This window comes from Paraburkholderia sp. MPAMCS5 (assembly GCF_036016995.1).
Taxonomy (GTDB): domain Bacteria; phylum Pseudomonadota; class Gammaproteobacteria; order Burkholderiales; family Burkholderiaceae; genus Paraburkholderia.
Window position 1 is genome coordinate 203,178 of sequence record NZ_JAYXBK010000007.1, and the last position, 24,950, is coordinate 228,127.

Below are 24,950 nucleotides of genomic sequence, written 5' to 3' on the forward strand. Positions count from 1 at the left end.
CGTAACACTTACTCAACTCAACTTATCCCAACCGTTTGGGGGCTAACGTGGCAGAAGTTCAATCCATCAATTCGAGCGTCGCGAACGCGACGAATGGCCGCCGCGACGCGCAGCAGGCCGACGCAGGCGGTCAGGAATTCCTCGTCTTCACGCTCGGCGCCGAAGAATACGGCATCGACATTCTCAAGGTGCAGGAAATCCGCGGCTACGACAACGTGACGCGCATCGCGAATGCGCCCGAGTTCATCAAGGGCGTCATCAATCTGCGCGGCATCATCGTGCCGATCGTCGATATGCGCATCAAGTTTCATCTGGGCCGCGTAGAGTACGACCACCAGACCGTCGTGATCATCCTGAACGTCGCGCATCGCGTGGTCGGCATGGTGGTGGACGGCGTGTCGGACGTGCTGACGCTCGCCGTCGATCAGATCATGCCCGCGCCCGAGTTCGGCGCGACGCTGACGACCGAGTATCTGACGGGCCTCGGCACCGTCGACGGCCGCATGCTGATTCTGATGGATATCGAAAAGCTGATGACGAGCCGCGAAATGGCGCTCATCGAAGCACTCGGCGTTTAAGGGCTGCGGCGTTCAAAGAAGTTTGCGACAGGGAGCAATGAGATGCTAAGCAGGTGGTCGATTCGCACATCGCTCACGCTCGTGGGGATCATTCTCGTCGCGCTGACCATGGTGGTCGGCGTGCTTGGGCTGACGGCGCTGGGCAGCGCAAGCCAGTCGCTCGACCGGATCGCACGCGGCGATCTGGTGGCGATTCACTCGCTCGACGAAGCGTCGGCGTACCTGCTGCGCTCGCGCGTATCCCTCGATCGCTTCAACGCGCTGAGCGCCGCCGGCGACACGGAAACGGCGAAGAAGGTGCTGGATCGCGCGGTGGAGCTTTACGGCTTCAGCAACAAGAACTGGCAGGCCTTTCTCGACGCGCCGAAGAACGGCGTCGATCAGGCGCGTCTCGACGAACTGCTCGCGCGCCGCACGACACTTGTGCGCGACGGCATGGAACCCGAATTCGCCGCGTTGCGCGCGAACGATCTCACCGCGTATCACGCGGTCGCGGACACGAAGATCAGCCCGATGTTCGTCTCCTACGACAACGCGGCGTCGGCAGTGGTCAAGAGCTTGCAGCAACAGGCGGCGGACCAGCAGGAAAGCTCGCAGTCGAACATTTCGCTGATGAAGACGCTGATGGTCGCGTTCTCTGCGCTCTCGCTGCTGCTCGTGGTCGGCATGCGCTTCGCGCTGCGAGGCCTGATCGTGCAGCCGCTCACGGACGCCACCGAATGCTTCGAGCGGATCGCCCTGGGCGATCTGTCGGAGAAGATCGAGCTGAGAAGCGGCAATGAAATCGGCCGCCTGTTCGCCGGCATCAAGCAGATGCAGGACAGCATGTCGAAGATCGTCACGGCGGTTCGCAGCAGCACCGAATCGATCGACACCGGCGCGCGCGAAATCGCGATGGGCAACACCGATCTGTCGCAGCGCACCGAACAGCAGGCCGCCTCGTTGCAGGAAACCACATCGAGCATGGAGCAACTGACGGGCACCGTGCGGCAGAACGCCGAGAACGCGCGCCAGGCGAGCCAGTTGGCCGTCAACGCGTCCGACATCGCGACGCGCGGCGGCGAGGTGGTGAGCCAGGTCGTCACGACGATGCAGGACATCGCCAGCAGTTCGAGCAAGGTGGTGGACATCATCGGCGTGATCGAAGGCATTGCGTTTCAGACCAATATTCTTGCGCTGAACGCGGCCGTCGAAGCGGCGCGCGCCGGCGAACAGGGCCGCGGCTTCGCGGTCGTGGCCGGCGAAGTGCGCAGCCTCGCGCAACGCAGCGCGAGTGCCGCGAAGGAAATCAAGGAACTGATCGGCGACTCGGCCGACAAGGTGCAAAGCGGTTCGACGCTGGTCGGACGCGCGGGCACGACGATGGACGAGATCGTGCAGGCCGTGCGCCGCGTGACCGACATCATGGGCGAGATCAGCGCGGCGTCCGAGGAGCAGTCGGGCGGCATCGAGCAGGTCAATCGCGCAGTCGTCCAGATGGACGAAGTCACGCAGCAGAATGCGGCGCTCGTCGAACAGGCGGCGGCAGCGGCGGCCTCGCTCGAAGAGCAGACGCGCCAGTTGCAAGCCGTGATGAGCGGCTGGAAGGTCGGCGGCAGCCCGGCTCGCGCTGCCAGCGCGACAGCCTTGCCGCAGCTGAAGCCGCGCGCAGGCGCGGCCACCAGCAAGCCGGCGGCGAAATCCGCGCCGCGCGCGGCGCAGCCGGCATCGGCAAGCGCACCGACGGCCAGCAGCACCGCGCCGGCTTCGGCTCACCACGAAGCGTCCGCGGCGCGCGTCGAACCGGCGCTCAAGCCGAAGGTGTCTCGCGCGACACCGGAATTCGCCGCACGTCCGGCTGCGGCAAGCGTCGCCTCGGCGGGCTCGGATGCCGACTGGGAAACCTTCTAGGCAATGACGGAACAACATGCGGTCATTCGGTATCTCGCGCCCTGTGGCGCGAATCATCGAAGCACGCCTAACCGGCGTGCCGCGGGCCGGCCGCATGGTGATGGAACTAGCGGGCGGGCGCGACCCCGCGAAAACAATCCGCTGCTCGTCGGAGATTCCGCCGGGCGAGCGTGATGGCTCGTATCGCAGGCAGGAACTTTCATGATGGCAACGCGCGCACAGCAACGCACCGACCGGGCAGAACCGGTCAGATCCGGCGAACAGGGACGTGATTTCGAATTCACGTCCACGGATTTCACACGCATTCGCGAACTGATTCACCGCAGCGCCGGCATTTCGCTTTCCGATCACAAGCGCGACATGGCGTATAGCCGTCTCGCGCGCCGGCTGCGCGCGCGCGGCCTCGACTCGTTCAGGCATTACCTGGATCTGCTCGAAGCGGAAAACGACCCGGCCGAGTGGGAGGCATTCACCAATGCGCTCACCACGAACCTGACCGCGTTCTTCCGCGAGGCGCATCACTTTCCGATCCTCGCCGATTTCGCGCCGCGCCGCGCGCAGCCCGTTTCCGTGTGGTGCTCGGCGGCATCGACCGGTGAAGAGCCGTATTCGATCGCGATGACGCTGATCGAGGCGCTCGGCGAAACCGGCGCGCGGCAGGCCACGGTGCTCGCCACCGACATCGACACGCAAGTGCTCGCCAAGGCCGAAGCCGGCATGTATCAGTTCGACCAGGTGAAGCACCTGTCGCCCGAGCGGCTCAAGCGCTTTTTCCTGAAGGGCACGGGCGCGCATGCGGGCCTCGTCAAGGTGCGTCCGCAAGTGCGCGCCATGGTCCGCTTCGAGCAGTTGAATCTCACCGACCGCGATTACCAGTTGCGCACGCAGTTCGACGCGATCTTCTGCCGCAACGTAATGATCTATTTCGACAAGCCGACGCAAGCGCAAGTGCTCTCGCGCTTCGAACCGCTGATGAAGTCGGGCGGCCTGCTGTTTGCCGGCCACTCCGAAAACTTCACGTATGTGACGCAGGCGTTCAAGCTGCGCGGCCAGACCGTCTACGAACTGACGCGCGATGCCGTCGGCGCGCGCACGCCGACGCGGGCGGCGGCTAGTGCGGCGGGCGGCACGGCGATGAGCGCCGTGGCCAGCGGGGTGACGGTATGAGCAGCACCTTGCCGATCGCCACCAATCTCTACTACGACAACCACTTCCAGCGCCCCGGCGTGAAGCTGTTGCCGAACGAGTTCTACACCACGCACGAGGATATGGTGCTCGTCACCGTGCTCGGCTCGTGCGTCGCGGCTTGCATTCAGGACCGCACGGCCGGCATCGGCGGCATGAATCACTTCATGTTGCCCGACGACGGCGCCGAGGTCGGCCAGCCCGCCTCCGATTCGATGCGCTATGGCGCGTACGCAATGGAAGTGCTGATCAACGAGTTGATCAAGGCGGGCGGCCGGCGCGAGCGCTTCGAAGCGAAGGTGTTCGGCGGCGGCGCGGTGCTTGCGGGCATGACGACCATCAATATCGGCGATCGCAATTCCGAATTCGTGCGCCGCTATCTCGCGCTCGAAAAGATTCGCATCGTCGCCGAGGATTTGCAGGGCTCGCATCCGCGCAAGGTGGCATTCATGCCGCGCACCGGCCAGGTGATGGTGAAAAAGCTGCGCTTGCAGCAGGACCCCGGCGTGGCGGAGCGCGAACAGGCGCTCGTGCGTCAGAGCGCCGAAGCGCGCGCCGAGCGTCTCGCCGCCGCGAGAAAGCGCGTCGAACTGTTTGCAGCGCCCGCCGCCGCCAAGCCGAAGATCGAGCTGTTCGGCTCGACCGGCGCGGCAGCGGGGACATCGGCGGGTAAAGCAGCGGCAGCGGCAGCGGCGGCGAACGGTGTGGGCGCAACGAGACCGCGCATCGAACTGTTCGGCTCGGCCGCGCGTCCGAGTCACTCAAACAACGCCAGAACGACAGAGGAGGCGTGAGCGCCGTGCAAAAGATAAAAGTATTGTGCGTCGACGATTCGGCGCTGATCCGCAGCCTGATGACGGAGATCATCAATGGCCAGCCGGACATGACCGTCGTCGCGACGGCGCCCGACCCGCTGGTCGCGCGCGAGCTGATCAAGCAGCACAACCCGGACGTGTTGACGCTCGACGTCGAAATGCCGCGCATGGACGGCCTCGACTTCCTCGAAAAGCTGATGCGCCTGCGGCCGATGCCGGTCGTGATGGTGTCTTCGCTGACCGAGCGCGGCAATGAAATCACGCTGCGCGCGCTGGAACTGGGCGCAGTCGATTTCGTGACGAAGCCGAAGGTCGGCATTCGCGACGGCATGCTCGACTACGCGGAAAAGCTCGCCGACAAGATTCGCGCGGCGGCCCGCGCGCGCGTGCGCCAGGCCGCGCCCGCGCAGCATGCGCACGCTGCTGCGACCGGACACGCGCTGGCCAGCGCCGCGCCGCTCTTCAACAATCCGCTCGTCAGTACCGAGAAGCTGATTATCGTCGGGGCGTCGACGGGCGGCACGGAAGCCATCCGCGAAGTGCTCGTGCCGCTGCCGCCGGATGCGCCGGCCGTGCTGATCGCACAGCACATGCCGCCCGGTTTCACAAAATCTTTTGCGCAACGCCTCAATGGTTTGTGCCGGATTACCGTTAAAGAGGCAGAGCACGGCGAACGTGTGCTGCCGGGACATGCGTACATCGCGCCCGGCCACGCGCATCTGTTGCTCGCGCGCAGCGGCGCGAACTACATCGCGCATCTGTCGGACGATCCGCCGGTGAACCGGCATCGTCCGTCGGTGGATGTGTTGTTCCGCTCCGCCGCGCAGCACGCGGGCAAGAATGCGGTCGGCGTGATTCTGACCGGAATGGGGCGCGACGGCGCCGCAGGTTTGCTGGATATGAAAAAGGCAGGGGCTTACACCCTTGCGCAGGACGAGGCGAGCTGTATCGTGTTCGGCATGCCGCGCGAAGCCATTGCGCTTGGCGCGGCCGACGAAATCGCGTCGCTGCCGGACATGAGCCGGCGCGTCATGGCGCGTCTTGCGTCGATGGGCGATCGCGTGCAGCGGGTTTGATGCGCCGTTCGTATTAAGGCGGTCATGCGCCGCACCGTGAATCAAGTAAAGGGAATCAAATGGATAAGGCAATGAAGTTTCTGGTGGTGGACGACTTTCCGACGATGCGACGAATCGTCCGCAACCTCCTCAAAGAACTGGGCTACGGCAACGTCGACGAAGCGGAAGACGGCCAGGCCGGTCTCACGCGTCTGCGCGGCGGCGCCTACGACTTCGTGATCTCCGACTGGAACATGCCGAACCTCGACGGTCTCGCCATGCTCAAGGAGATTCGCGCCGACGCCAACCTCAAGCATCTGCCGGTGCTGATGGTGACGGCCGAGTCGAAGAAGGAAAACATTATCGCGGCGGCTCAGGCGGGCGCGAGCGGTTACGTCGTGAAGCCGTTCACGGCTGCGACGCTGGACGAGAAGCTCAACAAGATTCTCGAGAAGATGGCCAAGACCGGGAGCTGATGTGAACCTGCCGACCCAAGCGCCTCTCGCCGACGCGGTCAACGAGAACGGCGACTTCGCGTCAGACCGCATTCTCGCCCGCATTGGACAACTGACACGTACGCTGCGTGATTCGATGCGCGAACTCGGGCTCGACAAGCACGTCGAGCGCGCGGCCGAAGCCGTGCCCGATGCACGCGACCGGCTGAAGTACATCGCGAACATGACCGAGCAGGCCGCCGAGCGCGTGCTGTCCTCGATCGACATCGCGAAGCCGATTCAGGAGCAGTTGCAAAAAGACGCCGGCGAACTCGATGCGCGTTGGGAGCAGTGGTATGCGGCGCCCATCGAACGCGCGGAAGTGCGCACGTTGATGGGCGACACGCGCGAATTTCTGCGCGGCGTGCCCACGGCGACCACCGCGACCAACTCGCAGCTCATGGAGATCATGCTCGCGCAGGATTTCCAGGATCTGACGGGCCAGGTGATCAAGAAAATCACCGACGTCGTGTACCTGATCGAGCAGCAGTTGCTCGGCGTGCTCGTCGAGAACATCGCGCTCGAACGGCGCGAGCAGTTCGCGGCGAACGCGGCGGCGCTGGCGGCGGAAGTGTCGTCGACCGGCAGCCCCGAACATCTGCTGAACGGCCCGCAGGTCAATCCGGAAGGCAAGGCGGACGTGATGCAGGACCAGTCGCAAGTCGACGATCTGCTGGCAAGCCTCGGCTTCTAAATGGCCCGCGCCTCGTGGGGCGCGAGGCCGATTCGGCGTGCGTAGCAATTACTGCTCCCGAGCCTGTGCTCTGTTTATGGACGCAAACCGCAGGCATACTACAAGGCCAAGGAACGGCGGCGCGTCGAAAAAACGCTGTCGCCGACGGGCTGCATGGTGCGGTTTGCCTCAGTACGCAGCCCATCCGTGCCCTATGATTGGCCTATACGTGCAGCCGGCTCGCACGATGTGTGCGCCGAGCTAGCAGCCAGGGAGGAGTTTCGTTATGCGGAGTCATATACGCCGCGCCGGTTTTCTGACGGCGCTTGCTTTGTCGTGTTCGTTGTTTGCCCTGCAGCCCGCTCATGCGGCGCTCGGCGGCGCCCCAATGACGCCTCCATCGGATGCGTCGGTTTCGTCCCATGTCATGCAGCCCGCCAGTAACGCTTCGAGCGCCGTCGTGCGTTCGGCGTCGGGCGCGGCTTCTTCCGCTTCGGCTTCCGCGTCTTATACCGTGCGCCAGACCACGCTCGGCAACGGCACCGTGGTGCGCGAGTATCTCGCCGCCGACGGCACCGTGTTCGGCATCGCCTGGAGCGGTCCGCAAATGCCGGATCTGAACGATCTGCTCGGCAATTATTTCCCGCAATATGTGGCGGGCGTGAAGGCGGCGCGCGCGGCGCGCGGCGGCGGACGCGGACCGGTTGCGGTGGATCAGAGCACACTCGCCGTGCAATCCGGCGGCCATATGGGCGCGTTCAGCGGCCGCGCATGGCTGCCGCCCGCGCTGCCCGCCGGCGTCAGCAGCTCCGACATCCAGTAACGGCGAGGACGAACAATGCCTATTGCAATGAAACTCAAGGACTGGATGCAGGTTGTGGTGACTGTCGCACTGGTATCGGCGCTCGCCGCGTGCGGCGGCGGCGGCGGTGGCGACAGCGGTTCCAGCAGCAGTGGTTCGAGCGGCGGCGGTTCGAACGGTCAGATCAGCGGCTCGTTGCCGTCCAGCCCGACGCAGCAGCCGATCGCCGCGACGGCCGCGAACACCGTGGCGATCACGGTCGCCCACGGCGCGACAGGCGTGATCAACATCCCCGCGATCAGCGTGACCGTGTGCGCGCCCAACAGTCCCTCGACGTGTCAGACCATCGACAACGTTCAGGTGGATACCGGCTCGTTCGGGCTGCGCATCGTCAATTCGGCGCTCAATTCGTCGATGCAAGCCGCATTGACGCAAAACACCACGACGACCGGCGCGAACCTCGCTGAATGCGCCGGTTTCGCCGATGGCTTCACGTGGGGCAGCGTGCGCAACGCGATCGTCAAGGTCGGCGGGGAAACGACGTCGGCGTCGGGCGTTCCGGTGCAGATCATTGGCGATATGACCGGAACTCCGGTGCCGTCGCCGGGTTGCAGCAACGGCTCGCAGGAAAGCACGGTCAGCGATCTCGGCGCGAACGGCATTATCGGCATCGGGACCGCGCTCAACGACTGCGGCCGGAACTGCTCGGACCCAACGCTGGCACCGACCTACAGCAACTACTTCGGGTGTGCGAACGGCGGATCGTGCGCCCGTACCGCGGTCGCGGCCACGAAGCAGGTTGCCAATCCGGTCGCGAACTTCACGGCCGACAACAACGGCGTGATCGTGCAATTGCCGCCCATATCGAACTCCGGCGCGGCGTCGGCCACCGGCACGCTCGTGTTCGGCGTCGGCACGCAGTCGAACAACGCGCTGACGGCCGCGCAGAGCTTCACGACCGACGGCTACGGCAACATGGCCAACAGCTCGTTCAACGGCAGCAAGTTGACAGCGTTTCTCGACTCGGGCTCGAACGGCTATTTCTTCAACGACAGCTCGATCACGCTGTGCGACAGCAACGGCAACTTCCGGGGCTTTTACTGCCCGTCCACCGCGCAGACCCGCACGGTGACGCTGGTCGGCAATAACAATGTGCAGGCGGCGGTCGGTGTGGGCATCGTCAGCGCGTCGACGCTGTTCGGCAACGGCACGAGCTACGCGTTCAACGACCTGGCGGGGCAGGTCGGCGGCTTGAGCGCCTTCGACCTCGGCTTGCCGTTCTTCTATGGCCGTCACGTCTATTACGGCTACGATCTGAGCGCGAGCGGCGGCCAGGCGCCGTATGTCGCGTTCTAAGCCGGGTAGCCGTCCGGCCCGATAAGACAGCCTGACAGCAGCACAACGCCCGCGCGGCTCCGCGCGGGCGTTTTAACTGGCGGCCGCGCAGGCTTGCGCCGCGTCCACCCATCCCTCGAAAAGCCCCCGTTTCCCCTGCTTTATCCGCCGATCGGTGCTTGCGCCGAGCGGGAATAATCGCTCTCACTGGAAAGAGGCACGGTGCCTCGGCCGATTGGAGAGCTTTGTGGCAGAGGAAAGCGACCTCGAAAAAACCGAATCAGCCACTCCCCGGCGCTTGCAGAAAGCGCGCGAGGAAGGGCAGATCGTGCGTTCGCGGGAGCTATCGACGTTCGCGTTGCTCGCGGCCGGCTTCTTCGGCGTATGGGGGATGTCCGGCAGCATCGGCGCGCATTTGCAGGGCATGCTGCGCGCGGCCTTCACCTTCGATCACGCGAGCGCATTCGAAACGCATCGCATGATGATCGGCGCGGGCGCGGCCAGCCTCGAAGGTCTCTACGCGCTGCTGCCGATTCTCGCCTTCACCGGCGCAGCCGCGCTGCTCGCGCCGATGGCGCTGGGCGGCTGGCAACTCTCGGCGAAAGGGCTCGAACCCAAGTTCGACCGTTTGAATCCGATCGCCGGCCTCGGCAAGATTTTCTCGATCAACGGACCCGTCCAGCTCGTCATGTCGCTCGCGAAGACGCTGGTGGTGGGCATTATCGGCGGCACGGCGATCTGGAACCGGCGCGAGGAAATACTGGCGCTGGCCACGCAGCCGCTCAATCTGGCGCTGGCCAACGCCGTGCATCTGATCGCCGTGTGCTGCGGCATGACGGTCGCGGGCATGTTCGTGGTGGCCGCGCTGGATGTGCCGTATCAGCTCTGGCAGTTCCACAAGAAACTGCGCATGAGCAAGGAAGAAGTGAAGCGCGAGCATCGCGAAAGCGAAGGCGATCCGCATGTGAAGGGCCGCATTCGCCAGCAGCAGCGCGCGATTGCCCGCCGCCGCATGATGACGCAGGTGCCGAAGGCCGACGTCGTGGTCACGAACCCGACGCACTTCGCGGTCGCGCTGCAATACACGGACGGCGAGATGCGCGCGCCGAAGGTGGTCGCGAAGGGCGTGAACCTCGTGGCCGCGCGGATTCGCGAACTCGCCGCCGAAAACAATGTGCCTCTGCTGGAAGCGCCGCCGCTCGCGCGTGCGCTGTATCACAACGTCGAACTGAACCGCGAGATTCCCGGCCCGCTGTATGGCGCGGTCGCCGAAGTGCTCGCGTGGGTGTACCAGTTGCGGCGCTTCAAAACCGAAGGCGGCGTCGCACCGGTCGCACCGACCGAATTCGACGTGCCCGCGGAACTCGACAAGGGCGGTGTATCGGATGAAGAAGCCGATCAGGAAGCCGCCGACACGCTTAACCCCGCTAACGATGACGGAGCCTCCGCATGAACGCTCGCGCCGGTTTCCTCGCTCGACGGCCGGATGCCTTCAGCACCGCCAATTTGCGCGCCCTCGCCGGGCCGGTGCTGATCTGCATGATCCTCGGCATGATGATTCTGCCGTTGCCGCCGTTCCTGCTGGATCTGCTGTTCACCTTCAACATCGCGCTTTCCGTGATGGTGCTGCTCGTCAGCATGTACACGATGAAGCCGCTCGACTTTGCCGCCTTTCCGAGCGTGCTGCTGTTCTCGACCTTGCTGCGCCTGTCGCTGAACGTGGCGTCCACGCGGGTCGTGCTGCTCGAAGGCCACACCGGCCCTGACGCGGCCGGCCAGGTGATCGAGTCGTTCGGCCACTTCCTCGTGGGCGGCAACTTCGCGGTCGGTATCGTCGTCTTTATCATCTTGATGGTCATCAACTTCATGGTGATCACCAAGGGCGCGGGGCGGATCGCGGAAGTGTCCGCGCGCTTCACGCTCGACGCGATGCCCGGCAAGCAGATGGCGATCGACGCCGATCTGAACGCCGGCCTCATCAACGAAGAGCAGGCGAGAAAGCGCCGCTCGGAAGTCTCGCAGGAAGCCGAGTTCTACGGTTCCATGGACGGCGCGAGCAAGTTCGTGCGCGGCGACGCGATTGCCGGCCTGCTGATCATGGTGATCAACATCATCGGCGGGCTGATTGTCGGTATTGTCCAGCACGACATGAGCTTCGCGGCCGCCGGCAAGAACTACACGCTGCTGACCATCGGCGACGGCCTCGTCGCGCAGATTCCGTCGCTCGTGATTTCGACGGCGGCCGGCGTGATCGTGTCGCGCGTCGCGACCAATGAAGACATCGGCACCCAGCTCACGGGCCAGCTTTTCACGAACCCGCGCGTGCTGATGATCACCGGCTGCATTCTCGTGCTGATGGGCTTGATCCCGGGCATGCCGCACTTCGCGTTTCTGGTGCTGGGCGGCGGTCTGATCCAGCTCGGCCGCACGATGAAAAAGCGCGCCGAGGAACGCAAGAACACCAACGCGCTCGTCGATGTCGCGCCGACCGCGATCACGCCGGTCGAGAACACCGAAGCAAGCTGGGATGACGTGACGATGATCGACACGCTCGGTCTCGAAGTCGGCTACCGGCTGATTCCGCTCGTCGACAAGAATTCGGACGGCGAGCTGCTCAAGCGGATCAAGAGCATCCGCAAGAAGTTCGCGCAGGAAATCGGCTTCTTGCCGCCGGTTATTCATATCCGCGACAACCTGGAATTGCGGCCGAATGGCTATCGCATCGCGCTCAAGGGCGTGGAAGTGGGCGTCGGCGAGGCGTTTCCGGGGCAATGGCTCGCGATCAATCCGGGCCAGGTGTCCGCCGCGTTGCCGGGCACGCCGACGCAAGACCCGGCATTCGGTCTGCCGGCCATCTGGATCGATACCAATTTGCGCGAGCAGGCGCAGGTGTACGGCTACACGGTGGTCGATTCGAGCACGGTGGTCGCGACGCACCTGAATCACCTCGTGGTCACGCATGCCTCGGAGCTGCTCGGCCGCCGCGAAGTGCAGGCGCTGCTGGAACGGATGCAGAAGGACACGCCGTCGCTCGTCGACGATCTGGTGCCGAAGACGCTGCCGCTCACCACGCTGCAAAAAGTGCTGCAAAACCTGCTGGAGGAAGGCGTGCCGATCCGCGATCTGCGCACGATTCTCGAAGCGCTGTCCGAACACACGCCGAAGATCACCGACGCGCACGATCTCACGGCAGCCGTGCGTCTCGCGCTGGGCCGCGCGATTACGCAGCAGTGGTTCCCCGGCACGGGCGACATGCAGGTGATGGGCCTCGACTCGAATCTCGAACGCGTGCTCTCGCAGGCACTTTCTACCGGTTCCAATCCAGGCCTCGAACCGGGCCTCGCGCATACGCTGATGACCGAAACGCAGAAGGCGATGACGCGTCAGCAGAATCTGGGGCTCGCGCCGGTGCTGCTCGTCCAGCATGCGCTGCGGCCGATGCTCGCGCGCTTCCTGCGCCGCAGCCTGCCGCAGCTGAAGGTGCTCTCATATGCCGAAGTGCCCGACACGCGCAACATCAAGGTCGTGAATCTGATCGGCGCGCGCGCCTAGGCGCCCGCTTCCTCTCCGACCTTCATACCGGCGCCGCGATTCACGCGAGCGCCGGTTTTCATTTCCGCGCCTGACTTTGCGCGCCGCGGGCATCGGTGTGAGTCCATGCTTCGTTCGGGGAATCGCGGGGTTGGCGGGCGTCGCGCGGCCAGGCGCCGTTTCAAACCGCCGCGCGCGTGAATCGCCGCGCGCGTCCATCGTTCGAATTACCCACGTTTAACAGCCTTTATCCACCGATCGTCGGTCGACGGGTTTCGCAATAATGATCTCAATGGGAAGCGGTGTGTTGCCGGTCCGTCAGTCCGTTTACCTCATCGGGGGTCCAGCTTGAACATTCGTAAATTTATCGGTGCCAATAGCCGCGACGCGCTGCGTCTCGTGCGCGAGGCGTTGGGCGCCGACGCGGTCGTGCTCTCCAATCGGACGATGGACGACGGCAGTGTCGAGATCGTCGCTCTGGCCGACAGCGAGCTTGCGGCGATCACGCCGAAAGTGCCGCGCGCCAGCGCGAACGCAGCCCAATCGGCATCGACTCACGCGGGGGCCGCGCAGCCCGCGCCGATGGCACCGCGCGCCATGTCCGCCGCGCAGCCGATGCAGGCCAATCCGTATGCGAGCGGCATGCCGGACGTGTTCTCGTCGGTGTTCGGCGCGAGCCCCGAAGCCGGGACCGAGACGGCGGGCAGCTTCGCCGATTCCGCGCAGTCAGGCGCTCACGACGATCAGCCGGCTGCGCGTGTCGCGGCCAGCGCGGCCATGAATGCAACGGCAAAGCCCGCAGCCGCTTCCACGGCTTCCACCGATACGCGCAAGACCGCATCGGCGGCCACGGCGTCCGCTGCCGCGAGCCACGAGCAGGCGCCGCAATCGCAACCGATCCGCGTCGGCCAGCCGAGCGCGCGCGCCGCGGCCTCGCGATTGAGCGAAGACATTCGCGCCGACCTGCTGAAGGCCGCCGGCGTGCCGTCCGCCTCCGCTGCGCCGGCTGCCGGCATCGACGCGCCGCGCACGATGGCCGAGTCGAATCCCTGGCTGATCGACCATGCGCGACGCATCGCCGCCGAGCAGGAGCCGCAGGGCGAATACAGCGCGCGTGCTCTGCCGATGACGCCGTCTGCCGCGATGGCCAAAGGCCTCGGCGCGGCCGTCGAGGGCGGCAAGAACTTCGCGCCGCAATCGGAGAACACGCCCGACTGGGCTCGCGAAGCCGCGCAGGTCGCCGCCCGCCGCGCCGCTCAAAAGAGCGCGCCGCTGCCCGCCGCCACCGACGACCCGCGCACACCCGCTGCCGTCGCCGAAGCGATCAAGGCGCGCATGGAGCAGGTCGTCAACGAAACCGTGATGAGCGAGCTGTCGTCGCTGCGCGGCATGATGGAAGAGCAGTTCGCCGGCCTCATGTGGGGCGATCGCCAGCGCCGCAATCCGACGCGCGGCGCGCTCACCAAGCATCTGTTCGCGGCCGGCTTTTCGGCGCAGCTCGTGCAGATGATGGTCGATAACCTGCCCGACGACCTCGACAACATGGACGACGGCATGGACTGGGTGCGCTCGGTGCTCGCCTCGAACCTGCCGGTCATGGAAGACGAAGACGCGCTGATGGAGCGCGGCGGCGTCTTCGCGCTGATGGGCCCGACGGGCGTCGGCAAGACGACGACCACCGCGAAGCTCGCCGCGCGCTGCGTGATGCGTTTCGGCGCCAGCAAGGTCGCGCTGCTCACCACCGACAGCTACCGGATCGGCGGCCACGAACAACTGCGCATCTTCGGCAAGATTCTCGGCGTGTCGGTTCACGCGGTGAAAGACAGCGCCGACCTGCAACTCGCGCTCTCCGAATTGCGCAACAAACACATTGTGCTGATCGACACGATCGGCATGAGCCAGCGCGACCGCCTCGTGCAGGAACAGATCGCGATGCTGTGCCGCGCCGGTCAGCCGGTGCAGCGCCTGCTGCTGCTCAACGCAACCAGCCATGGCGACACGCTCAACGAAGTCGTGCAGGCGTATCAGCGCGCGCCGGATCAACAGCCGCTCGCCGGCTGCATCCTGACCAAGCTCGACGAAGCCACCAATCTGGGCGGCGTGCTCGACACGGTGATCCGCTACAAGTTGCCGGTGCACTACGTATCGACCGGTCAGAAGGTGCCGGAAAACCTGTATGTCGCGACCAAACGTTTCCTGCTGAAGAGCGCGTTCTGCATTCCGCGCGATCACTCGCCGTTCGTGCCGCACGACGACGACGTGCCCGGCCTGCTCTCCGCGTTGTCCGCTCGTTCGACCGCTGAATTGCACGAGGTCCGCTTTGGATAAGCTCATCTCCGATCAGGCAGAAGGACTGCGGCGCCTCCTCGCGCGCAGCGGCTCGCGGGTGATTGCGGTGACGGGCGGCTCAGCGGGCGCCGGCTGCACGACGACCGTGACGAACCTCGCCGCCGCGCTCGCGCAGCAAGGCAAGGACGTGCTCGTGATCGACGAGTGTCTCGGCCCGAAGTCGGTGAGCGCGATGCTCGGCAGCGTGCGCGCCGCGGGCAACTTTGCCGCCGTGATGCGCGGCGAGATGACGCTCGACGACGCCGCGGCGCGCCATCCGCTTGGCTTCTCGGTGCTGGCGGCCTCGCGCGCGCATCGCGAAGGCTACAGCGCGGCGCAGTTCGGCGTGGTGCTGCACGGCTCGGCCGACATCGTGCTGATCGACGCGCAACTGGATCAGCAAGGCCATCTGTCCGCGCTCGCGACGCAGGCGCACGACGTGATGATCGTCACGCGCATGGCCGCGCAGCCGATCACCGACGCCTATGCCTGCATGAAGCGTCTGCATTACGCACACGCGCTCGCGCAGTTTCGCGTGCTGGTGAATCACGTGCAGAGCGTGGAAGACGCGCACACCACTTTTGCCAACCTGGCCGGTGTGGCCGGACGCTACCTCGCGGTGGCGCTGGAAGACGCCGGTTGCATTGCCGCCGATGCGCGGATGGCGCGAGCCGAAGAGTTGTCGCGTTGTGTCGTCGACGCATTTCCGTCGACTCCGGCGGCGCGCGACTTCCGGCACCTCGCAGCCGAATTGCAGTACTGGCCGATGCGGCCAGCGATGTCGTCGCAAGCGCCCTGGATGGCGCCTGCGACAGTTACAGCGGCGCAACACGCCGACCAACCGTCCGCGCAGCACGCCTGAGGGGCGGCACAAGGACAAGGGGAGCACGATGTACAACGCTCAGGGAAAGATTTCCCAAGCCGACGTTTTGACGAAGTACGCACCGCTCGTGCGTCGACTCGGCTTGCAGCTCGTTGCCAAAATGCCGGCCAGCGTCGATCTCGATGATCTGATTCAGGCCGGCATGATTGGCTTGCTGGATGCCGCGAGCCGCTACAAGGAAGATCAGGGCGCACAGTTCGAGACTTACGCGAGCCAGCGGATTCGCGGCGCGATGCTCGACGAATTGCGCAGCAACGACTGGTTGCCGCGCAGCTTGCGACGCACTTCGCGAGAAGTCGAAACGGCGGTGCACAAGGTGGAGCAGAACCTGGGCCGCTCGGCGAGCGAAACGGAGATTGCCGAGCACCTGCAAATGCCGCTCGACGAATATCAGTCGATGCTGCAAGACCTGCATGGCAGCCAGTTGATCTACTACGAAGACTTCGACCGTTCCGCTGACGACGAGCCGTTTCTGGACCGCTATTGCGTGGATAATTCGGACCCGCTCTCGGCGCTGCTCGACGACAGCCTGCGCTCGGCGCTGGTCGAGGCGATCGACCGCTTGCCCGAACGCGAGAAGCTGCTCATGTCGCTGTACTACGAGCGCGGCATGAACCTGCGCGAAATCGGCGCGGTGATGGAAGTCAGCGAGTCGCGCGTGTGCCAGTTGCACAGCCAGGCGGTCGCGCGTTTGCGCACGCGCTTGCGCGAAATGGCTTGGGCCAATGCGGAGACGACCTGAGCGGCTGACCTTGCGCGAGCCCGCGCGAAGCCGCGCGCCTGAGCTGCGAAGCGACGGCGATGCCCGCGCCTCGCGTCATGCTCCCGCCATTTCATGCTCCGCCGCGAGCGCGAGAAAAGCAGAGCGCGACATGCCGCGCGCCTGCGCATATTGGTCGATTTCCTGCACCAGCGCCTCGGGCAACGAGATGTTGATGCGCACCGCCTTCTTCAGCGCGGGAATGTTCCGAGTAGTGACGACTCCCCACGTGAAACCCGCGTAGTCAGGATTACGCCGATGCTCGTCGAGCGTCCGCCTTTCGGGAATCGGCAAGCCTTCGTCGAGCAGCGTGTCCAGATGCGACTCGATGGCTTCTTTCGCGTTCGCGTAAGCCTCTTCCAGCGTATCTCCCGCCGAATGGCAACCCGGAATGTCCGGCACGACGACGCCGAACGCGTGCTGCGCGTCGCCCGGCTCGATTGCGATCGGGAAGATCAAGTTTTTCATTTCAACCCTGCCTGTTTCAAGATGCTGTTCAACGTGCCGGGCGGGAGATCCCTTTTGGGATGGAGGGTGGTCACGAGCCCGGCTTTGAATGCGTGCCGGAAATGATGATGGCTGCCCGTTGTCCGGATGAGCCGCCAGCCATCCGCGTGAATCGGTTTGACGACTTCGGCACTGTTCATTCTGCACTCCTCGAATCATACACACGATTACACAACCTCGCTAGAGTGAAGTCCCGCTGCCCTCACGCGGCGCCGCGTTGAACGCGGGCTTCGACAGTGGAAAATCTCGTTGGGGAAAGTGGAGATTTGATCGCGCACGGTGGATTTGCGCCACCTGGCCGAATGGCTAACGCAAGCTGGACGGGGCAGGGCGGGGATTGGCGAGCGCTGGACGAGCGCGGAAACCGGAAAAACAAAAAGGGCTCGTCAAACATGACGAACCCTTTGTTCAATGCTTCGGCGACCTTGTTTGTTCAGCCGGCCTCACGCGGTCGCACGCGAGCCGGGCATCGACAACTTCACACGGCGGCGCGCGCCGGAATGCGTCCGTCCGGCCCGTAGAAGCCAGCTTTTTGCGGTACGGCCACCTGCAACGCCGTCAGCGCGCGCTGGTTGTAATCCATGCGCACGCGGATCAATTCGCCGTTACTCGAATTGACGCGCCGCGCGCGTTCGGCGGCTTTTTGCAGCAGCGACCATTGGCCGGCGAGCCGCTCGTCCGTGCCGGCGGCGAGTTCCATGCCGGTCCAGCCGCCCGGAAAACCCATGCCGGCGAGCAGTTCGTCGCGGCGGGTTTCGAGCTGCGCGAGTTCGCCGATCAGTTCGGTTTTCTTCTCGATAACCGACGGCAGCAGCTCGACCGGCGACAAGGCGGTCAATGCCTTGGTCTCGAGCGTGAGAATCGAGGCGAATGCCTCGACGGCGGAATATTCTTCGATGAGGGTGGCAAGCAGGGCGTCTTTCATGTCAACAACTCGCTGAACACGACGGCTCGCGCGTCTGCCGCGAGCCGGGTTTGTCGAATGCCGCCCGGCCAGTCACCGTACTTCGATGCGTCGATTAATTGCCGGTCGACGAGGTTTTGCTTTGCAACAGATCGCGCGCGGTGCTCAGCACGCCGTCGGCGATCTTGCCGGAATCGATCTGCAGCGTGCCATTCTTGATGGCCTGCTTGATCGATTCGACATGTGCCGTGTCGATGTCGGCCGAGCCGGACGCCGCGAGGCTGCGCAGATGCTGCGACAGCCCCGACAGGCTGACGCTGGCGTCGCCCGAGCCGCTGGAAGTGGGTTGCGAGGCGGTGCTCGCGGTCTGCGCGCCGGTGGTCGCGCTCGCCGCATCGCTTTGCTGAGCGCGGGAGAGGCTGTCTTTCAACGTCGGCAGATTCGAATTGGTTTGGGAATCGACTTTCACGATTGGCTTCCTGAACGATTTGATTCTGATAACGGCAAGCGTTGATCAAAACTTTAGCGCAATCGTTGAAGCCTTTCCCTTGTCCATCAAGACGATCCGGCCCTGAAACGGGCGGCGCATCGGTAACCCGCGCGGCGTGGACGCCGGCCCGGTTCACAGTTGAATCTCCACCGTCGAGCCATCCTTGACGATGCCCGAGATGATCTGGCCGTTCGCGGTCTTCACGCGAACCTGCTGGCCTGGCGACGCGTTGTTCATCGCGCTGCCTTCCGACGAAATCGCAAAGCCTTCACCGGCTGCGACCACGCGCACCGTTTGTCCAATCGAGACCGCCGACGCGCTCTTCAGCATATCGCGTCGCAGCGGCATGCCCGCCGCGACGCGCGTCAGCGTGGTGGAGCCGACCGCCTGCGACGGGTCCGTGACGATGGCTTGCGGCAAGCCGGTCAGATCGCCGTCGCGCGCGACGAGATCGGCGGCGGTGAGCACTTCGCCCGGCGCCATTGCGCGGCCGGCCAGATAGTAAGTGGCGTGCAGCGAGATGCGCGCTTGCAGATAAATGGTCCACGGACGCTGACCCGCGCAGCGCACGCCGACGGTCACGCGGCCCCACAGGCGCGCGCCGCTCGGCATGAACGGCTCAAGCATCGTGCAAGCCGCGAGGCCGCGCGGAAACGCGGGCGCAACCGTGATCTCGACTTTGCCCGGCAATCCCGTCGATTGCTGTTGCAAGAACGCGAGCGCGGCGGCGCGAATCGCTTCCGGGTCTTGCTGGCCGGGCACCAGCGCGGGCTGGGCCGGCGCGGCCGCGCGCAAATCCTGTTGCGCGACGGCGGGCGCGACGGGCCGCGCCCCCGGCATCCGCGCGATGGACGCGGGCGTCGCGTAAGACGTGTTGGCGCGCGTCGCGACCGGCTTGCCGTTCGCGCCCAATTGCGGCGGTTCGCCGCGAGAGGCGAGGCTGTCGAATTCGCTCGCGGCCGATGCGCCTGCTGCCGCGCGGCTCATGACGCTCATCGGCGTGTTGGCGGCGACCGGCTGCGCGCCCGCATTCTGGCGCACATTGCCGGCTTGCGGCGCGGGCGTCACGACGACCGGCACGACCTGGCGCGAAGCGGGCATCGTATTGACGCGGGCGAGGCCGTCGGCGGCATTCATGGTGTTGGCCGCGCCGGAATTCGCGCGTCCCGGCGCCGGAATGGTGATGACACCATTCGCGTCCGGCTTGAAATTCGTGCGGATCATGTGCGGCGCGGCAGGCGGTTCGCCCGCGCCCGCAATGACGATCGAGCCGCCGGCATTGGCGGCGCGCGTGAAGGCATCGGCGTCGCGCGCGGCCGGCTCACGCGCGAGCGATTGCGCGGTGGCGGCGGCGAGCGTCGCGGCCGAACCTGCCCGCGGCACGGGCGCGGCCTGCATATGTTGGGCGAGATCGGCGAGCGCGGCCGGATTGTTTTCGTTCGGGCCGGCAATCACGATGGGACCGCCGGCTTCTTCCGCGTGCGCGGTGTGGGCGAACAGCATGACGGCGGATGCGCCCAGCGCGGCGCACAGAACCGGCGCGCGCGCCACGAGCCGAGCCGCCACGCGCAGGACAGCCGCACCCACGCGATGCGCCGCCGCGCTGTTTGCGCGCTGCGTCGGCTCGAAAGTGGGCTGGTCCATCGGGGTTCTCCATCGAATGCATTCGGTACGCCTTGCATTCTATTGAGAGACCCCTTCGCGCAAACGTTGAATAGAAGCCCCCTTTCCCGGTTATTCGTCCGATTGCCGCTTGCGTTCGGCCCCTAAGATGCACCTCATGCAAAAAGGCCTTCTCGTCTGATGCAGTCCTCATGCGAGGCGCACGGGAAGCCTCGGGACCGTTCTCCGGAGATTCATATGCTGGACAAACTCGATGCCGAATTCGCCTTTGGCCGTGAAGCGCTCGATGTGCGCGCTTACCGCCAGGAGCTGCTGTCGTCGAATATCGCCAATGCCGATACGCCTGGCTACAAGGCGCGCGACGTCGATTTCGCGTCGTCGCTCGCGGGCGCGCTGAAAAAGGGCGGCGGCGCGGGCGGCAACACGGCGTCGAACACTTCCACGCTCGCGATGGAGCAGCCGGCCGGCGTGACAAGCGGCATGTCGATGGCGTCGACGGCGCCTGGCCACATGTCCGGCAAGTCGACGTTGAGCGCGTCGGGCGGCTCGCCCGACGACTACGGCAACCTGCAATACCGCGTGCCGACGCAGCCCGCGCTCGACGGCAACACGGTGGACATCGATACGGAACGCGTGCAGTTCGCGGACAACACGTTGCATTACGAATCGGGCATGACGGTCTTGTCGAGCCAGATCAAAACGATGCTGTCGGCGATCCAGTCCGGCTCGTAAGAGCGAATCTAGAAATCAGAAAACATGCCTTCTTTGATGAATATTTTTGGTGTTGCAGGCTCCGCGATGTCCGCGCAGTCGCAACGGCTCAACGTGACGGCGTCGAACCTCGCCAACGCGGACAGCACGACCGGCCCGGACGGCCAGCCGTACAAGGCCAAGCAGGTCGTGTTCGCGGTCGCGCCGATCGGCGGTGCGCGCACGGGCTCCGGCCAGCAGGTCGGCGGCGTGCAGGTCACCGGCGTGGTAGACGACCCGACGCCGATGAAAACCGCCTATGACCCCGGCAACCCGGCGGCCAATCCGGACGGTTACGTCACGCTGCCCAACGTCGATCCGGTGCAGGAAATGGTGAACATGATTTCAGCGTCGCGTTCGTACCAGGCCAACGTGGAAACCCTGAACACCGCCAAGACCCTGATGCTGAAAACGCTGACGATCGGAACCTGAGGAGAGCCCCTTGACCACCAGCACCACCATCGGCAGCAACGGCACGACTGTGTCGCAATCGTTGCTCGATACGATGAACGGCACGAAGAGCGCCTCCAGTTCGACGAGCTCGACAAGCTCGACGAGCGGCACGTCCGGCACGTCGGCGACCGATCTGCAGAACACCTTCCTGAGCCTGCTCGTCGCGCAGTTGAAGAACCAGGACCCCACCAATCCGATGGACAGCTCGCAGATGACCTCGCAGCTCGCCCAGATCAACACCGTGTCGGGCATCAGCCAGTTGAACACGACGTTGAGTTCGCTCGCGACGCAAATGTCGGCAGGCCAGCAGTCGCAAGCCGCGCTGCTGATCGGCTCGACCGTGCTCGCGCCGGGCAACTCCGTCTCGGTGGCGAGCGGCAAGGCCAGCTCGTTCGGCGTGCAGCTCGCCAACTCGGTGAACGACCTGCAAGTCGTCGTGAAGAATTCGGGCGGCCAGATCGTCAACACGATCGACCTCGGCAAGCAGTCAGCGGGCACGATTCCAGTGGGCTGGACGCCGACCGATTCGGCCGGCAACACGCTCCCCGACGGCACTTACACCATCAGCGCGGTCGGCACGATCAACGGTCAGCAGGCCACGGCCACCACGCTCGCGGGCTCGACCGTGCAGAGCGTCGTCACGCAGGCGAGCGGCACGCCGGGTCTCGTGCTGTCGAACGGTTCGACGGTCGCGCTGTCGAGCGTCGCCGCGATCCTCTGATACAGATTCAGTCAGTTACGACTTCCAGATACGGAGACCGTCATGGGTTACCAACAAGGTTTGAGTGGTTTGTCGGCATCGTCGAGCGATCTCGACGTGATCGGCAACAACATCGCCAACGCGAATACCGTTGGCTTCAAGAGCGGCGCGGCGCAATTCGCCGACATGTACGCGAATTCGGTGGCGACGGCTGTCGGCAACCAGGTCGGCATCGGCACGAAGCTCGCCGAAGTGCAGCAGCAGTTTTCGCAAGGCACGATCACCAGCACGAACCAGGCGCTCGACGTCGCGATCAACGGCAACGGCTTCTTCCAGCTGTCGAACAACGGCTCGCTCGTCTACTCGCGCAACGGCGTGTTCCAGCTCGACAAGAACGGCAACATCACGAACGCGGAAGGCCTGCAACTGATGGGCTATGCGGCCAACAGCTCGGGCATCATCAACACCGCGCAGACCGTACCGCTCAGCGTGCCGACCGCGAACATCGCGCCGAAGGCGACCACCAACATCTCCGCCGGCCTGAACCTGAACGCGCAGGACCCGCTGATGCTCGGCACGCCGACGGTGACCGCGGCCGGCACCAACACGGGCACGCTGACCACGCCGGGCGCGACCATCACGAACACCGCGTCGGGCACGAACAACGATAACTACACCGTCAAGTTCACCAGCGCGACCGCCTACACGGTGACCGACACGACGCTCGGCACATCGACCACGGGCACCTACACGGCAGGCTCGGCGATCTCGCTCGGCAACGGCCAGACGGTCACGTTCAACGGCGTGCCGGCGACCGGCGACAGCTACGCGATTGCGCCGACGCCGGTGGCGTTCAACCAGAACAGCTCGTCGACGTACAACTACTCGACCAGCACGACCGTGTACGACTCGCTCGGCGGCTCGCAGACGGTCAACATGTATTTCGCCAAGTCGTCCGCCGGCACGTGGGACGTCTACGCGGGCGTGTCCACGGGCGCGGCGACGCTCGTCGGTCATGCGAACTTCAATTCGTCGGGCACGCTGCTCGGCACGACCAACGCCGCGGGCACGGCGACGGCCACGCCGTACGTCTTCAACTTTTCGGTGCCGACCACCGACGGTTCGTCGACGCCGCAGAACCTGACGCTGAACATTTCCGGCACCACGCAGTACGGCGGCAAGGACGGCGTGAACTCGCTGCAGCCCGACGGCTATGCGGCCGGCACGCTGACGAGCTTCACGATCGGCGCCGACGGCACGCTGACCGGCAACTATTCGAACCAGCAAACGGCGGCGCTCGGCCAGATCGTGCTCGCCAACTTCTCGAACCAGAACGGTCTCGTGAACCTCGGCAACAACGAATTCCAGCAGACCTCCGCTTCGGGCGTCGCGCAGATTTCGGCGCCGGGCTCGACCAATCACGGCGTGCTGCAAGGCGGCGCGGTCGAGAACTCGAACGTCGATCTGACGAGCGAGCTGGTGAATCTGATCACCGCGCAGCGCAACTATCAGGCGAACGCGCAGACGATCAAGACCCAGCAGACCGTCGACCAGACGCTCATCAACCTGTAAGCGAGCAGGACGCACCCATCATGGATCGGCTGATCTACACCGCGATGTCGGGCAGCACGCAAGCGCTCGAACAGCAGGCCATCGTTGCGAACAATCTGGCGAACGCGTCGACCACCGGCTTTCGCGCGCAGCTCGCGACTTTCCGCGCCGTGCCGATGTCGTTCGGCGACGGCAGTTCCGTCAACGACGACACGACGCGCACCTTCGTGCTGTCGTCGACGCCGGGTGCGGACTACACGCCCGGCCCGATCCAGCAGACGGGTAATCCACTCGATGTCGCCATCGAAGGTCCGGGCTGGCTCTCGGTGCAAACCGCGGACGGCGGCGAGGCCTACACGCGCGCCGGCAATCTGCACATCGACCAGAACGGCCAGCTGGTGAACGCCACGAATCAGGTGGTGCTCGGCAACGGCGGCCCGGTTTCCGTGCCGCCGGGCGCGCAGATCACCATCGGCAAGGACGGCACCGTGTCGGCGCTCACGCCGGGCGATCCGCCGACCGCCGTGGTGACGGTCGATCAGCTGAAGCTGGTCAACCCCGATCCGCAAACGCTCACGCGTGGCGACGACGGCCTTTTTCGCACCGCCGACGGCAATCCCGCCGATGCCGACCCCGCCGTGACGGTGGCGCCGGCATCGCTTGAAGGCAGCAACGTGAATCCGGTTAGCGCGATGGTCTCGATGATCACCAACGCGCGCCAGTTCCAGATGCAGACCAAGCTTCTGGAAAGCGCGGACAAGAACGATCAGTCCGCCAACCAGTTGCTCAGTTTTAGCTAACGGGCCCCGACGGGCCTCGGAGAAGATTGATGAATCGCTCACTCTACATCGCCGCCACCGGCATGAATGCGCAGCAGGCGCAGATGGACGTGATCTCGAACAACCTCGCGAACGTCAGCACCAATGGCTTCAAGGGCTCGCGCGCGGTGTTCGAGGATCTGCTGTACCAGACCGTCCGTCAGCCGGGCGCGAACTCGACGCAGAACACCGAATTGCCGTCCGGCATCCAGCTCGGCACGGGTGTCCAGCAGGTCGCCACCGAGCGCCTGTACACCCAGGGCAACCTGCAGCAGACCGGCAACTCGAAAGACGTCGCCATTAACGGCCAGGGCTTCTTCCAGGTGCAGATGCCCGACGGCACGACCGCCTACACGCGCGACGGATCGTTTCAGACCAACGCGCAAGGCCAGCTCGTCACGTCGAGCGGCTATCAGGTGATCCCGGCCATCACGGTGCCGAGCAACGCGACCTCGCTGACCATCGGCAGCGACGGCGTCGTGTCGATCACCGTTGCCGGTTCGACCAACAGCCAGCAGCTCGGCTCGATGCAGATCGCCACCTTCATCAACCCGGCCGGCCTCGACGCGAAGGGCGAAAACCTGTTCGCGGAGACGGCATCGTCGGGCGCGCCGAACGTCGCGCAGCCTGGCCTGAACGGCGCGGGCACGCTGAATCAGGGCTATGTGGAAGCATCGAACGTGAACGTGGTGCAGGAACTGGTGAACATGATCCAGACGCAACGCGCTTATGAAATCAACAGCAAGGCCGTGACGACGTCCGACCAGATGCTGCAGACGCTCAGCCAGATGCAGGTTTAAGGCTGAAGTCACGGGAATTGACAGG

25 protein-coding genes are annotated in these 24,950 nt (G+C 65.0%); 20 read left to right on the top strand and 5 right to left on the bottom strand.

Annotated elements, in window-relative coordinates:
- The first annotated feature begins 47 nt into the window (after nucleotides 1-47).
- From VOM14_RS18165 to VOM14_RS18230, 14 genes are all read left to right on the top strand, one after another.
- Nucleotides 48-578 (top strand): chemotaxis protein CheW, encoded by a 531-nt coding sequence (locus VOM14_RS18165; RefSeq protein WP_327630116.1) that lies wholly within the window; start codon nucleotides 48-50, stop codon nucleotides 576-578.
- A 42-nt stretch (nucleotides 579-620) separates the two neighbouring features.
- Nucleotides 621-2,468, top strand: a complete 1,848-nt coding sequence (locus tag VOM14_RS18170; protein ID WP_327630117.1) for a methyl-accepting chemotaxis protein — start codon at nucleotides 621-623, stop codon at nucleotides 2,466-2,468.
- A gap of 201 nt (nucleotides 2,469-2,669) precedes the next feature.
- Entirely contained in the window at nucleotides 2,670-3,635 is a 966-nt protein-coding gene (locus VOM14_RS18175) for a CheR family methyltransferase (RefSeq protein ID WP_327630118.1), read from the top strand.
- On the top strand, nucleotides 3,632-4,447 hold the full coding sequence (gene cheD / locus VOM14_RS18180) for a chemoreceptor glutamine deamidase CheD (RefSeq protein WP_327630119.1): 816 nt from the start codon (nucleotides 3,632-3,634) through the stop codon (nucleotides 4,445-4,447). The genes VOM14_RS18175 and cheD overlap by 4 nt, the downstream gene beginning before the upstream one ends.
- A 5-nt stretch (nucleotides 4,448-4,452) precedes the next feature.
- The gene (locus VOM14_RS18185; RefSeq protein WP_327630120.1) at nucleotides 4,453-5,544 is read left to right on the top strand and encodes a protein-glutamate methylesterase/protein-glutamine glutaminase; all 1,092 of its coding nucleotides are present in this window, start codon (nucleotides 4,453-4,455) and stop codon (nucleotides 5,542-5,544) included.
- Between the two features lie 59 nt (nucleotides 5,545-5,603).
- Nucleotides 5,604-5,999, top strand: a complete 396-nt coding sequence (gene cheY / locus VOM14_RS18190; RefSeq protein WP_327630121.1) for a chemotaxis response regulator CheY — start codon at nucleotides 5,604-5,606, stop codon at nucleotides 5,997-5,999.
- Between the two features lies 1 nt (nucleotide 6,000).
- Nucleotides 6,001-6,711, top strand: coding sequence for a protein phosphatase CheZ (gene cheZ / locus VOM14_RS18195; RefSeq protein WP_327630122.1), 711 nt, complete (start codon nucleotides 6,001-6,003; stop codon nucleotides 6,709-6,711).
- A gap of 265 nt (nucleotides 6,712-6,976) precedes the next feature.
- Nucleotides 6,977-7,513 (top strand): DUF2844 domain-containing protein, encoded by a 537-nt coding sequence (locus VOM14_RS18200; protein ID WP_327630123.1) that lies wholly within the window; start codon nucleotides 6,977-6,979, stop codon nucleotides 7,511-7,513.
- Nucleotides 7,514-7,528: 15 nt separating this feature from the next.
- Entirely contained in the window at nucleotides 7,529-8,848 is a 1,320-nt protein-coding gene (locus tag VOM14_RS18205) for a DUF3443 domain-containing protein (protein ID WP_327630124.1), read from the top strand.
- Nucleotides 8,849-9,074: 226 nt separating this feature from the next.
- The gene (flhB, locus tag VOM14_RS18210; protein ID WP_327630125.1) at nucleotides 9,075-10,280 is read left to right on the top strand and encodes a flagellar biosynthesis protein FlhB; all 1,206 of its coding nucleotides are present in this window, start codon (nucleotides 9,075-9,077) and stop codon (nucleotides 10,278-10,280) included.
- On the top strand, nucleotides 10,277-12,379 hold the full coding sequence (gene flhA, locus VOM14_RS18215; protein ID WP_327630126.1) for a flagellar biosynthesis protein FlhA: 2,103 nt from the start codon (nucleotides 10,277-10,279) through the stop codon (nucleotides 12,377-12,379). Before flhB ends, flhA begins: the two co-directional genes overlap by 4 nt.
- A gap of 327 nt (nucleotides 12,380-12,706) precedes the next feature.
- Entirely contained in the window at nucleotides 12,707-14,686 is a 1,980-nt protein-coding gene (gene flhF / locus VOM14_RS18220; protein WP_327630127.1) for a flagellar biosynthesis protein FlhF, read from the top strand.
- Nucleotides 14,679-15,548, top strand: coding sequence for a nucleotide-binding protein (locus VOM14_RS18225; protein ID WP_327630128.1), 870 nt, complete (start codon nucleotides 14,679-14,681; stop codon nucleotides 15,546-15,548). Before flhF ends, VOM14_RS18225 begins: the two co-directional genes overlap by 8 nt.
- Before the next feature lie 28 nt (nucleotides 15,549-15,576).
- Nucleotides 15,577-16,311, top strand: a complete 735-nt coding sequence (locus VOM14_RS18230; protein ID WP_327630129.1) for an RNA polymerase sigma factor FliA — start codon at nucleotides 15,577-15,579, stop codon at nucleotides 16,309-16,311.
- Between the two features lie 75 nt (nucleotides 16,312-16,386).
- On the opposite strand, the gene VOM14_RS18235 is transcribed toward VOM14_RS18230, so the two are convergent.
- The 5 genes from VOM14_RS18235 to flgA all read right to left on the bottom strand — a co-directional run bounded on the left by VOM14_RS18235 (nucleotide 16,387) and on the right by flgA (nucleotide 19,874).
- Nucleotides 16,387-16,797, bottom strand: a complete 411-nt coding sequence (locus VOM14_RS18235) for a type II toxin-antitoxin system HicB family antitoxin (protein ID WP_327630130.1) — start codon at nucleotides 16,795-16,797, stop codon at nucleotides 16,387-16,389.
- Complete coding sequence (locus VOM14_RS18240) at nucleotides 16,794-16,976, bottom strand: type II toxin-antitoxin system HicA family toxin (protein WP_327630131.1); 183 nt, start codon at nucleotides 16,974-16,976, stop codon at nucleotides 16,794-16,796. The genes VOM14_RS18235 and VOM14_RS18240 overlap by 4 nt, the downstream gene beginning before the upstream one ends.
- Before the next feature lie 338 nt (nucleotides 16,977-17,314).
- Nucleotides 17,315-17,761, bottom strand: a complete 447-nt coding sequence (locus VOM14_RS18245; RefSeq protein ID WP_327630132.1) for a flagella synthesis protein FlgN — start codon at nucleotides 17,759-17,761, stop codon at nucleotides 17,315-17,317.
- A gap of 94 nt (nucleotides 17,762-17,855) precedes the next feature.
- On the bottom strand, nucleotides 17,856-18,209 hold the full coding sequence (flgM, locus tag VOM14_RS18250) for a flagellar biosynthesis anti-sigma factor FlgM (protein ID WP_327630133.1): 354 nt from the start codon (nucleotides 18,207-18,209) through the stop codon (nucleotides 17,856-17,858).
- Between the two features lie 153 nt (nucleotides 18,210-18,362).
- Nucleotides 18,363-19,874 carry a flagellar basal body P-ring formation chaperone FlgA gene (gene flgA, locus VOM14_RS18255; RefSeq protein ID WP_327630134.1) on the bottom strand — a complete coding sequence of 504 codons (1,512 nt, stop codon included), beginning with the start codon at nucleotides 19,872-19,874 and terminating at the stop codon, nucleotides 18,363-18,365.
- Nucleotides 19,875-20,090: 216 nt separating this feature from the next.
- On the opposite strand from flgA, the gene flgB reads away from it, so the two are divergent.
- From flgB to flgG, 6 genes are read left to right on the top strand one after another with little or no spacing between them, the layout of a single operon-like run.
- Nucleotides 20,091-20,585 carry a flagellar basal body rod protein FlgB gene (gene flgB, locus VOM14_RS18260; RefSeq protein ID WP_327630135.1) on the top strand — a complete coding sequence of 165 codons (495 nt, stop codon included), beginning with the start codon at nucleotides 20,091-20,093 and terminating at the stop codon, nucleotides 20,583-20,585.
- A gap of 24 nt (nucleotides 20,586-20,609) precedes the next feature.
- Nucleotides 20,610-21,035 carry a flagellar basal body rod protein FlgC gene (gene flgC / locus VOM14_RS18265; RefSeq protein WP_327630136.1) on the top strand — a complete coding sequence of 142 codons (426 nt, stop codon included), beginning with the start codon at nucleotides 20,610-20,612 and terminating at the stop codon, nucleotides 21,033-21,035.
- Nucleotides 21,036-21,045: 10 nt separating this feature from the next.
- The gene (locus VOM14_RS18270; protein WP_327630137.1) at nucleotides 21,046-21,777 is read left to right on the top strand and encodes a flagellar hook assembly protein FlgD; all 732 of its coding nucleotides are present in this window, start codon (nucleotides 21,046-21,048) and stop codon (nucleotides 21,775-21,777) included.
- A 42-nt stretch (nucleotides 21,778-21,819) separates the two neighbouring features.
- Complete coding sequence (locus VOM14_RS18275; RefSeq protein ID WP_327630138.1) at nucleotides 21,820-23,328, top strand: flagellar hook-basal body complex protein; 1,509 nt, start codon at nucleotides 21,820-21,822, stop codon at nucleotides 23,326-23,328.
- 20 nt (nucleotides 23,329-23,348) lie between these two features.
- Nucleotides 23,349-24,107, top strand: a complete 759-nt coding sequence (gene flgF / locus VOM14_RS18280; protein WP_327630139.1) for a flagellar basal-body rod protein FlgF — start codon at nucleotides 23,349-23,351, stop codon at nucleotides 24,105-24,107.
- Nucleotides 24,108-24,136: 29 nt separating this feature from the next.
- Entirely contained in the window at nucleotides 24,137-24,925 is a 789-nt protein-coding gene (gene flgG, locus VOM14_RS18285) for a flagellar basal-body rod protein FlgG (RefSeq protein WP_327630140.1), read from the top strand.
- The last annotated feature ends 25 nt before the right edge of the window (nucleotides 24,926-24,950 follow it).

Bases quoted from the DNA above. Each gene is read 5' to 3' on its own strand.
- VOM14_RS18170 (WP_327630117.1), top strand. From the start codon at position 621: ATGCTAAGCAGGTGGTCGATTCGCACATCGCTCACGCTCGTGGGGATC.
- VOM14_RS18175 (WP_327630118.1), top strand. From the start codon at position 2,670: ATGATGGCAACGCGCGCACAGCAACGCACCGACCGGGCAGAACCGGTC.
- cheD (WP_327630119.1), top strand. From the start codon at position 3,632: ATGAGCAGCACCTTGCCGATCGCCACCAATCTCTACTACGACAACCAC.
- cheY (WP_327630121.1), top strand. From the start codon at position 5,604: ATGGATAAGGCAATGAAGTTTCTGGTGGTGGACGACTTTCCGACGATG.
- VOM14_RS18200 (WP_327630123.1), top strand. From the start codon at position 6,977: ATGCGGAGTCATATACGCCGCGCCGGTTTTCTGACGGCGCTTGCTTTG.
- VOM14_RS18205 (WP_327630124.1), top strand. From the start codon at position 7,529: ATGCCTATTGCAATGAAACTCAAGGACTGGATGCAGGTTGTGGTGACT.
- flhA (WP_327630126.1), top strand. From the start codon at position 10,277: ATGAACGCTCGCGCCGGTTTCCTCGCTCGACGGCCGGATGCCTTCAGC.
- VOM14_RS18230 (WP_327630129.1), top strand. From the start codon at position 15,577: ATGTACAACGCTCAGGGAAAGATTTCCCAAGCCGACGTTTTGACGAAG.
- VOM14_RS18235 (WP_327630130.1), bottom strand. From the start codon at position 16,797: ATGAAAAACTTGATCTTCCCGATCGCAATCGAGCCGGGCGACGCGCAG.
- VOM14_RS18240 (WP_327630131.1), bottom strand. From the start codon at position 16,976: ATGAACAGTGCCGAAGTCGTCAAACCGATTCACGCGGATGGCTGGCGG.
- VOM14_RS18245 (WP_327630132.1), bottom strand. From the start codon at position 17,761: ATGAAAGACGCCCTGCTTGCCACCCTCATCGAAGAATATTCCGCCGTC.
- flgA (WP_327630134.1), bottom strand. From the start codon at position 19,874: ATGGACCAGCCCACTTTCGAGCCGACGCAGCGCGCAAACAGCGCGGCG.
- flgB (WP_327630135.1), top strand. From the start codon at position 20,091: ATGCTGGACAAACTCGATGCCGAATTCGCCTTTGGCCGTGAAGCGCTC.
- flgC (WP_327630136.1), top strand. From the start codon at position 20,610: ATGCCTTCTTTGATGAATATTTTTGGTGTTGCAGGCTCCGCGATGTCC.
- VOM14_RS18275 (WP_327630138.1), top strand. From the start codon at position 21,820: ATGGGTTACCAACAAGGTTTGAGTGGTTTGTCGGCATCGTCGAGCGAT.
- flgF (WP_327630139.1), top strand. From the start codon at position 23,349: ATGGATCGGCTGATCTACACCGCGATGTCGGGCAGCACGCAAGCGCTC.
- flgG (WP_327630140.1), top strand. From the start codon at position 24,137: ATGAATCGCTCACTCTACATCGCCGCCACCGGCATGAATGCGCAGCAG.